Origin of the sequence: Thermovibrio ammonificans HB-1 (assembly GCF_000185805.1) — a bacterium.
In the GTDB taxonomy this organism is placed as follows: domain Bacteria; phylum Aquificota; class Aquificia; order Desulfurobacteriales; family Desulfurobacteriaceae; genus Thermovibrio; species Thermovibrio ammonificans.
In genome coordinates, this window is the sequence record NC_014926.1 from 964,043 (window position 1) to 974,036 (window position 9,994).

A 9,994-nucleotide genomic window follows, 5' to 3' on the forward strand; every position below is an offset into this window, starting at 1 on the left:
GGCAGGAGCCCCGCCGGAGGGTTTAAGCAGAAAAGATTTTCTTTATCAGTTTGAAGTGGCCCGGGGCAAACATAAACTTTCTCTCACGGTACATCTTGAGGACGGCCATTTTAACTGCATCGTTGAAGAGGAACCAGGCAAAGGCGTAACCCCAGATGAAAATACCCCACTTCCAGCCTATCGGGGTCATCAGGTGGAAGCCGTAAACACCTATCACGGTGCCGAGGAAGCTCGTTCCCTGGGTGGCTATAAAGAGAACCGCCGAGGGCCAGGGTTTTTTGAAGAACCAGTCTTTAACTCTAGTGTTGAATATGGTGAAGTGGCCGGCAACTATGAGCTTTGTAAAGATTATGGACTGAATGAGGTCTTGGGGCAGGTGCCAGTAGCGCTCAAGGAGGAAGTAGATGGTGAAGGAGGAGAGAACTCCGGCAACCCCCAGCCAGAAGGACATCACGTTGAGCTCGTAGAAGTCCCACCTTACCGGCTTTTCGGCTATCTTCACGCGGTCGTAGGCGATGGAGAGAATCGGAATGTCGTTAAGCAGGGCAAGGAGGATAATCATCACCGTGGTTATGGGGTAGAACTGGAAGATGAGTATAGAGAGGGTCATGAAGAAGAGAACCCTTATGGTTTCGGCAATTCTATAAATGGTGTAGGCCTCCATACGGCCGAATATCTGACGGGCAATCTCAAAGGCCTTGATTATGACCTTTAAACCGGGTTTGAGCAGAACGAGGGCGGCGGCAGCCCTTGCCGCATCAGTTGCGTTTGCAACGGCTATACCGCAGTCGGCTTTACGGAGGGCAGGGGCGTCGTTTACGCCGTCGCCGGTCATTCCTACAATGTGGCCGGCCTTTTGGAGTTTATCTACTATGAAGTACTTATCCTCGGGGAACACTTCGGCAAAGCCGTTGGCCTCTTCTATTATTTTGATAATTTCGGACTCGTGCTTACGGACAATGCCCTTGGGTAGGGGAGCGTTTTGAAGCTCCTTCTTAACCAGCTCTACTATCTGTTTGGTCTTCTCCTCAATCTCCTTATCGGAAAGGTTGTGGAGGGTCTTCATTAAGGCCTTGGCTATTATCTCGGCTAAAACTATGTACTCCTTGGGCTCCTGCTCGCCGCGGAGTTCCCTTGCGCTTATTATCTTGTCGCCTATCCCGAGAATCCGGGCAATATAGCGGGCAATCGCTATGTTGTCGCCGGTTACCATCTTCACTTCAACGCCGAACCGCTTGGCCTCCTGAACGGCCTCCTTGGAGTCGGGGCGGGGCGGGTCGTAAAGGGGTATGAGGCCTACAAAGTGGAACTTCTCCTCCTGGGGAGCTTTATAGGCAACTCCCAAAGTCCTGAAACCGTTTTCGGCAAGCTCCTCAACTTTCTTATAGGCCTTTTCAACGTCGAACTCACTTTTGTCGCAGAGCTCTATTATCACCTGAGGAGCACCCTTTGTTACAACCAGCTTCTTGCCCTTACACTCAACGAGGGCCTCGGTCCTCTTCCTAACGGGGTCAAAGGGAACAAACTTCTTCTGAACGCACTCCTTTACCTTCTCGTAAAGGTTGTGTTTCTTGAGCCACTCAAATATAGGAATCTCTATGGGGTCGTTGTTTTCCTCCTTAGAGGCAAGGGCGGCGTAAAACATCAGGTCTTCCGGCTTGTAATTACCTACCGTGTAGGGGTCTGAAACCGTCATCTTGTTCATGGTAAGGGTGCCCGTTTTATCTGAACATAAAACGTCAACGCCGGCAAGCTCCTCTATGGCCGCAAGCCGGCTGACTATAACCTGACGTTTGGCAAGGTAAAGGGCCCCTATGGCCATCGTAACGGTAAGAACCGCCGGCAGCGCAACCGGAATCGCCGCCACAGTCAGAACGAGGGAGAACTGGAGAAGCTCAATAAACGGCTTACCCCTGTTAAGCTCAACAAAAATCGTGATGGCAATGAGAACAAGGGTAAGGGCGATGAGGAAGTTGCCCACTTTAATAACCATCTCTTGGAAGTGGCTGCGCTGCTCTTTTTCCGCTTTGGCAACCAGTTGAACGGTTTTGCCGAAGTAAGTGTCGAGACCCGTTGCCACTACAACGGCGATAATCTCTCCCTTTTTAACAACCGAGTTTGCATAGGCAACGTCACCAGGCTTTTTTGTTACCGGGAGCGACTCTCCCGTTAGGGCAGACTGGTCTACAAGGATGTAGTCGCCGCCGTGGTCGAGCTTCACATCGGCCGGAATAATATCCCCGATTTTTATCTTGATAACATCTCCGGGAACGAGGAACCTTGCGTCAACCTCCTTCCACTTACCGTCCCGAAGAACGAGGGCCTTACGGGCAAGTTTCTCCTTTAAAACCTTCAAAGCCGACAGGGCTTTGTGCTCCTGCCAGAAGTCAACGCCGGCGTTTACAAACAGGAGGGTCAGGATTATTGCAAAGTCCTCCCAGTGCTTAACCAAGGCCGAAAGGAGGGCCGCAATTTCAATCATCCAGGGGATTGGACCCCAGAACCGCCTGAAAATCCTGTGCCATAAAGGCTCTTCTTTTTCCGGTATTTCGTTGTAGCCGTACTTTTGAAGCCTTCTGCGTGCCTCCTCCTCAGAGAGGCCCCTTTCAAGGGAGGTGCCGAGCTCTTTAACGGTCTCTTCTATAGATTTCTCTTTAAACTCGTCTATCTTAGCCATCGCTCTCCTCCCCCTCTTCCCTCTTCTTCTCCTTCAGCCAGTCGGCGGTTACAACAACGACAGACACCGCTATGAGGAACAACACCAGGTAACCGAAGTAGTAAAAGAGTTTAAAAAGGGCGTCGTCGGGAGAGAGGTAGTTGTGCCCCATCGCTCACCTCCGAATTCTTGTTTTCTACTTTCTATATTAATACACACAAGCTCTCTTATACAAATCTTCTATAGAAGAAATTTCTTAACTACCGCTACCCACAAGAGTGGTATAATTTTTGAACTTTGATAAAAAGAGCTCTGCACCAACTTAACCACTTCTTTCTAATACCGATAACAGTAGGGATTCTCGGGGGATTTTCGGCCGTCCTCTTCAGGAGGATGATAGACTGGAGCAAGGGGCTCTTCTTTGCAATCTCCGGAGGGAACCCTATACACTACCCCCTACTACTTCCCTTCATATACTTAGGGAGCCACTGGATAGCGAAGAAGCTCCTTGTATCCCCAGAAAACGTAACGGTAGACGAAATCGCCAAGAAAATCTCTATAGAGCGGGGCGGGTTCAACCCGAAAAAGGGGCTGCTCGTTCTAACCCTAACTTCAATGAACATAGGGTTTGGAGCCCCCGTGGGAAGGGAAGGGCCGATTGCCAAGCTGGGTGGCGTTCTCTCGGAACTCTTCGTTAAGGCATTCAAAATCAACAGGGTAAACGCTCCCATATACCTAACGTGCGGAGTAAGCTCGGCCATAGCCGCCACTTTTAACGCACCGGTGGCAGCTGTTCTGTTCGGCATAGAGATTATCCTGGGCAGGATAAACAACTACATCCTTATTCCGCTGGTTGTTTCAAGCGGAACGGCAACCCTCATTGCCAGGGAGTACATAGGGAACTTCCCGGCCTTTTTCGTTCCCCACCTCGTTTACACGGAAAAAGAGGTGCCCTTCTTCCCGCTCCTTGCCCTCTTTGCGGCGGCGGTTACCGTTATCACAACCCTCTTCCTCAAAAACCTTCAGAGAATCCGGTTTGCCCTCAGGCACGTGTGGTCAAGGTGGGTCTTCGTTGCGGGGCTAACGGTGGGAACGATACTCTTCTTCTACCCGGAGGCCGCCGGAGTAGGTTACCACTCAATAACGGAGCTCTTCATGGAGCGCTACTCGGTGGCCGAGGCAGGAGAGGTTGCCCTTGCAAAGCTGGCGGCAGTTCTCATATCGTTTGGAAGCGGGATATTCGGCGGCTTCATGGCCCCTTCAATCTTCATAGGGGCCTTCGGGGGATACTTTATAGGCGGGAGTCTCGGGTTCGACCCGCGGGTTTTCGGGCTCGTGGGGAGTGCCGCAGTCCTTGCAGGCATCTCCGGAGCTCCTTTCCGCTCGGCCCTGGTGATTATAGAGCTGACCCACAGTTACCAGCTCATAGTCCCCATTCTCTTTACGGCGGCGCTTACAAACTACCTGTTAAACGCCGTAAGGGAGATTCAGTTTTTCAAAAGGAGCCTGTTCATTAAAGGGATAGATATAGAAAAACTCATCGAAAGGAAGGTTGAGGTTGAGCTTCCCCGCCACATCGTAAACGTAAAGCCCGTTTACGAAAACACCCACGTAGAGCACATCAGGGAGCGCTTCCTGAAGGAGAAGGAGCGGTACCTGCCGGTGGTGAACAACCCCCACGAAAACAGACTCACCGGGATAGTCTCCATAAGGGACCTTCGCCTGGCCTACCTCTACGACGGCCACGAAGTACGGGTGAAAGACATAATGACGCCTGAACCCTTTGCCGTAACTCTACAGACCCCAGTGGAGGAAATCCTTAAAACCGTTGCTCTCCTCGAGGTCAATAGGGTTCCGGTTGTGGATAAAGGGGGCACCTACATAGGGATGCTCGACGTTGACAGCCTCGTAAAGGAGCTGTTCCTCAAAACTCAACAATAAGAGAAGTTTGATTTCCTGTTAAAATAGTTCTACCACTCTTGGGGGTGAACCATGCTCTTTAAGAAGCCTCAAGTTGCCTTCTACCCGTTTATGGTTCTGAGAGACGACGAAAAGTGTGTAAGGTGCAAATCCTGCGTAGACCAGTGCTCCTTCAACGCCACCTACTACGACGAAGACCTCAACAGAATAATGAACCACCACGAAAACTGCGTTAACTGTAAAAGGTGCGAAGCCTTCTGCCCCACAGACGCAATAAAAGTCGTTCCCAACCCGTCCACCTTCCACCCCGACGCAAACTGGACACCCGAGGCCATAAGGGATATCCACACACAGATGCTCACGGGAGCGGTAATCCTCACCTCTACCGGCAACGACAAGCCGATAAGGAACTACTTCGACCACCTGTTGCTCGACGCCTGTCAGGTTACGAACCCTCCCATAGACCCTCTAAGGGAGCCTATGGAGCTTAAAACCTTCATAGGGAGGAAAACCGACAGGCTCCAGTTCGACGAAGACGGCGTAAGTATAAAAACGAAAATAGGTAAGCAGCTCGAGCTGGAGATACCGGTCCTCTTCTCGGCGATGTCCTACGGTTCGATTAACCTAAACCTGCAGAAGGCAATGGCAAGGGCCGCCAAGGAGTTCGGAACCCTCTGGAACACGGGGGAGGGCGGCCTCCACAAGTCGCTGAAGGAGTTTAAAGACTGCACCATAGTTCAGGTAGCCTCCGGCCGTTTCGGAGTAGACCTTGAGTACCTTGAGAACTCTGCAGCCATAGAGATAAAAATCGGCCAGGGAGCAAAGCCGGGAATCGGAGGACACCTGCCCGGAGAGAAGGTAAACGAGGGAATAGCCGAAACGCGGATGATTCCCGTAGGCTCAGACGCTATTTCACCGGCTCCCCACCACGACATCTACTCTATAGAGGACCTGAGGCAGCTCATATACGCCCTTAAAGAGGCAACAAACTACGAGAAGCCCGTGTTCGTAAAGATAGCAGCGGTCCACAACGTAGCCGCAATAGCCTGCGGAATAGCCCACGCGGGAGCCGACGCAATAGCCATAGACGGCGTAAGGGGAGGAACAGGTGCAACGCCCAAGTCTCTCAGGGACCACGTTGGAATTCCCATAGAGCTTGCAATAGCCGCAGTAGACGACAGGCTCAGGAAAGAGGGGCTGAGGAACGAGGTTTCGCTGATAGCCGCAGGTGGTTTCAGAAGCGCCGTAGACGTTTTAAAGGCAATAGCCCTGGGAGCCGACGCCGTTTACATAGGAACGGTTGCGAAAATTGCTGCAGGCTGTACCCAGTGTCAGCAGTGCCACACCGGAAGGTGTGCCTGGGGAATAACAACGAACGACCCCAAGCTTGCAAAGAGGCTCAACCCCGATATAGTAGCCGAGAACCTCTACAACCTGCTCAGGGCTTGGGCACACGACATTAAAGAGCTCCTGGGCGCTATGGGAATAAACGCCATTGAGTCTATAAAGGGGAACAGGCTCAGGCTCAGGAGCTGGGGCCTTACGGAGCAGGAGAACAAAATACTGGGCGTTCTACCAGCAGGAATGTAGGAGAGTGCCATGGCAAAGAGAAAGCTTATGAAGGTATACCCGATAGAGGAGAACTGCATCTCCTGCAGGTACTGTGAAGTGGCCTGCACTATGGTTCACAGCGAGAGCAAAGACCCCGTTAAGGCATACAAGCTTGAAGGCCTGCTCCCGAGGGCAACCGTTGAGGTAAAGGGGGCGGTTTCACTCTCTTTGATGTGCCGCCACTGTAAGCACCCGTTCTGCTTCGACTCCTGCATATCCGGAGCCATTCAGGTAGGCGAAGACGGCAAAGTTTACCTGGACGAGGAAAGGTGCGTAGGGTGCTGGAACTGCGTGCTGGTGTGCCCGTTCGGGGCGGCACACCCGATGATAAAGGAGGAGAAGCGCCACTCCTTCAAGTGCGACCTGTGCCAGGAGAGGGGCTTCCCGGCATGTGTAGAGGCTTGCCCGAACAGGGCTCTCGTTTACGACTACGAAAGATAAATCCTCATAAACCGAGGGGTGGTTTATGAAATACGTGATAGTGGGAAACAGTGCGGCCGCCGTAGGTTGCATAACGGGAATAAGGAAGGTGGACCCGGAAAGCGAGATAACGGTTATATCCTACGAGGATAAGTGCTACTCAAAGCCCATGATAGCAGACGTTCTGGTGGATATACCAGAGGAGAAGCTCATCTACCGGGACGAAGGGTTCTTCAGGGAGAACAACGTAACCCAAATCTTGGGCCACAAGGCGATATCGGTTAACCCGAAAAACAAAGTGGTTGCCCTCGACTCAAACGAGCTAATCCCCTACGATAAGCTGTTGATTGCAACGGGTGCAAAGCCCTTTGTCCCGCCCATTAAGGGAAGCGATAAGAAAGGGGTTTTCACCTTTACAGAGCTTCACTCCGCAAAGGCTTTCAAGAACTACCTGAAAGAGCGGGGAGCTGAAGAGGTTGTAGTTATAGGCTCGGGATTCATAGGGCTGGAAGTGGCCTACTTCCTGAGGGAAATCGGAGTTAAGGTCAAGGTTGTAGAGCTTCTCAACAGGGTCCTTGCAAAGGCCCTCGACGAAAGGGGCTCCCAAATCGTTGAACAGATGCTAAAGGAGAAGGGGGTTGAGTTCCTCTTCAACAACACCGTAGAGGAAATCTTGGGCGAGAACGAAGTTTCCAGCGTGAAGCTCAAAAGCGGCGAAGTTATAAGGGCAGACGCGGTGGTGGTGGCAATAGGCGTTCGCCCCAACACCGAGCTTGCCCAAACGGCAGGGGTTCAGGTGAACAGGGGAATAACGGTAGACCTCCACCAGCAAACCTCCGTTCCGGACATCTACGCAGCGGGCGACTGTACAGAGTGCCTCGACATAACCGACGGCCAGACAAAGCCCCTACCCCTTTTCCCCCTTGCCTTCGAGCAGGGATTTGTAGCCGGGCTCAACATGGCCGGTAAAAAGCTGGAATACCTGGGAGGCCTGCCCCTTAACTCCCTAAAGTTCCTGCCCACCCCGGTCTTAAACGCCGGCATAGTGGAAGCTCCCGACAGCTCCTACGAGACCTTGGTAAACGACCAGTTCGAAAAGAAGGGCTTTTACAGAAAGGCGATATTGAAAGAGGGTAGGCTGGTGGGGTTTGTCGCCATAGGCGAGATAGACAGGGTGGGAATCCTCACCAACCTGATAAGGCAGAAGATAGACGTTTCCCAGGTGAAAGAGAGGCTCGTTGAACCGGACTTCGGCCTTGTAGACCTTCCCCAGTGGTGGAGAGAGGAGAAGCTCAAGCAGGATAAAACCGCCTACAAAGACTGGAGGGCTGTGTAATGGCTTGCTACTCCGAAATGTCAGGCTGCGGCCTGGCCGGAATAGTAAACAGAGACGGCAAAAAAATAAGCGGCAAGTACATATACGACTCCATCACCGCAATGAAAGAGCGCGGCAACGGAATGGGAGCGGGATACGCAGCCTACGGTATCTACCCCGATATGGCCCAGTTCTACGCCTTCCACGTAATGCTCGACGACATAGACTACGAAAGCGAAGTTAATGCAGTTCTAAACAGGTTCTTCAGGATAGTGAAGTCTGAAATGATTCCTACAAAGAGCGTGCCGTCGCTCTACAAGAAGACAAACCCGCCCACCTTCTACCGCTACTTCGTGGAGCCGAAGGAGGAGGCAAAGCTCCCCACCGAAACGGAAGAGGACTTAGTGGTAAGGGCGGTAATGACCATAAACGAGAAGGTAAAAGGGGCGTACGTAATATCAAGCGGCAAGAACATGGGGGCCTTTAAAGGCGTAGGCCACCCGGACGAAATCGGGGACTTCTTCGAGATAAAGGAGTACGAAGGATACATCTGGCTTGCCCACACCCGCTTCCCCACGAATACGCCCGGCTGGTGGGGAGGTGCCCACCCATTCACACTGCTGGACTGGGCAATAGTCCACAACGGAGAGATAACCTCCTACGGAACGAACAAGCGCTACGTTGAGATGTTCGGGTACAAGTGCACCCTCTTAACAGACACCGAAGTTGCGGCCTACCTCTTTGACCTGCTCTTCAGGAAACACAGGCTACCGATAAGGGCCGTATTTATGGCAATGGCCGCCCCCTTCTGGAAAGATATAGAACACTACAGGGAAAGCGGACTTGAGAAAGTTGCCGAAATGGCAAAGATGATAAGGACGGTTTACGCTCCGGCAATGCTCAACGGGCCGTTTGCAATGCTCTTTGCCTTCAAAGACGGAGTAATCGGGTTCAACGACAGGATAAAGCTCAGGCCCTTCGTTGCCGCCGTAAACGGCGAAACCGTTTACATGGCGAGTGAAGAGTCGGCAATAAGGGTTATCTGCCCCGAGCCCGAAAGGGTTTGGATGCCCAAAGCCGGAGAGCCGGTAATAGCGCTTCTCAACCACTGTAAAGAAGAGGACGTATGTTACCCGGCATAAAACAGCAGAGGTGAACCATGGAAGTTAGACAGATATCGGACGGAGTATACGAGATAAAGTGCGGAACAACCCACTACAGGGAAGTGAACCGAAAAATCAAAGAGCTCGTAAACCAAGGGGCCAAGAAGGTAGTGCTGAGAGAAGTTTACGGGCAGCGCTACATAGGAACAGGAATAAAGGGAAAGGTGAAAATTGAGGTTCACGGAACGGCAGGAAACGACCTGGGCATTTTCCTCTACGGCCCCGAAATAGAGGTGTTCGGGAACGCCCAAGACGGTGTTGGCAACACCATGAGGGAAGGGAAAATAGTGGTTAGAGGCCACGCTGGAGACGTATGCGGCTACGGAATGAGGGGAGGAAAAGTTTACATAGAGGGGGACGTAGGCTACAGGGTGGGAATCCACATGAAGGGATACAAAAACCTCGTTCCCACCTTTATAGTGGGAGGAAAGGCGGGGAACTTCTTCGGCGAGTACATGGCCGGAGGCAGGCTCATACTGCTCGGGCTCAACAGAAAGCCCGGAGAGGATATAGTGGGCGACTACTGTGCAACCGGAATGCACGGTGGCGTTATCTTCGTAAGGGGAGAAGTTCCCAAAAGGTACCTGGGCAAAGAGGTCAAAGTGTTTGAGCCGACCTTAGAGGATATGAAACTTTTAACGGAAGAGCTGAAAGGCTTCTCCGAAGCCTTCGGGATACCGGTAGATGAAATTCTCTCCGAGCCCTTCACAAAGATTGTTCCCGTAAGCACAAGGCCTTACGGCCGAATGTACGCCCACAGGTGGGGTATAGCGGCCGGACTGATTAAGTAATCTCCTGCAAAGCGGTAACGGGGCCTGCCTTGTAGGCCCCGTTTGTCTTTAAAACCGCCAAACACACCCCCAAGAAAGTGAAAACTCCCAGCTACAGCCGGAAACAGCCTCGGCCCTC

General features: G+C 52.2%; 8 protein-coding genes. 6 read left to right on the plus strand and 2 right to left on the minus strand.

Annotated elements, in window-relative coordinates:
• Positions 1–22: 22 nt before the first annotated feature.
• Both THEAM_RS05005 and THEAM_RS09655 read right to left on the minus strand, forming a co-directional pair.
• On the minus strand, positions 23–2,677 hold the full coding sequence (locus THEAM_RS05005; protein WP_013537748.1) for a plasma-membrane proton-efflux P-type ATPase: 2,655 nt from the start codon (positions 2,675–2,677) through the stop codon (positions 23–25).
• Complete coding sequence (locus THEAM_RS09655; RefSeq protein ID WP_013537749.1) at positions 2,670–2,828, minus strand: hypothetical protein; 159 nt, start codon at positions 2,826–2,828, stop codon at positions 2,670–2,672. Before THEAM_RS09655 ends, THEAM_RS05005 begins: the two co-directional genes overlap by 8 nt.
• Before the next feature lie 221 nt (positions 2,829–3,049).
• Between THEAM_RS09655 and THEAM_RS05010 the strand changes: the two genes are divergently transcribed.
• Genes THEAM_RS05010 through THEAM_RS05035 form a run of 6 tightly spaced genes read left to right on the plus strand, consistent with a single transcriptional unit; the run spans position 3,050 to position 9,876 of the window.
• Entirely contained in the window at positions 3,050–4,597 is a 1,548-nt protein-coding gene (locus THEAM_RS05010; RefSeq protein ID WP_041439447.1) for a chloride channel protein, read from the plus strand.
• 51 nt (positions 4,598–4,648) lie between these two features.
• Positions 4,649–6,166 carry a glutamate synthase-related protein gene (locus tag THEAM_RS05015; protein ID WP_013537751.1) on the plus strand — a complete coding sequence of 506 codons (1,518 nt, stop codon included), beginning with the start codon at positions 4,649–4,651 and terminating at the stop codon, positions 6,164–6,166.
• Positions 6,167–6,175: 9 nt separating this feature from the next.
• Positions 6,176–6,628 (plus strand): 4Fe-4S dicluster domain-containing protein, encoded by a 453-nt coding sequence (locus tag THEAM_RS05020; protein ID WP_013537752.1) that lies wholly within the window; start codon positions 6,176–6,178, stop codon positions 6,626–6,628.
• A 25-nt stretch (positions 6,629–6,653) separates the two neighbouring features.
• The gene (locus THEAM_RS05025) at positions 6,654–7,943 is read left to right on the plus strand and encodes an NAD(P)/FAD-dependent oxidoreductase (RefSeq protein ID WP_013537753.1); all 1,290 of its coding nucleotides are present in this window, start codon (positions 6,654–6,656) and stop codon (positions 7,941–7,943) included.
• A complete protein-coding gene (locus THEAM_RS05030) occupies positions 7,943–9,064 on the plus strand; it encodes a class II glutamine amidotransferase (protein ID WP_013537754.1) in 1,122 nt (373 codons plus the stop codon). Before THEAM_RS05025 ends, THEAM_RS05030 begins: the two co-directional genes overlap by 1 nt.
• Before the next feature lie 17 nt (positions 9,065–9,081).
• Entirely contained in the window at positions 9,082–9,876 is a 795-nt protein-coding gene (locus tag THEAM_RS05035; RefSeq protein WP_013537755.1) for a GltB/FmdC/FwdC-like GXGXG domain-containing protein, read from the plus strand.
• Positions 9,877–9,994: the final 118 nt, after the last annotated feature.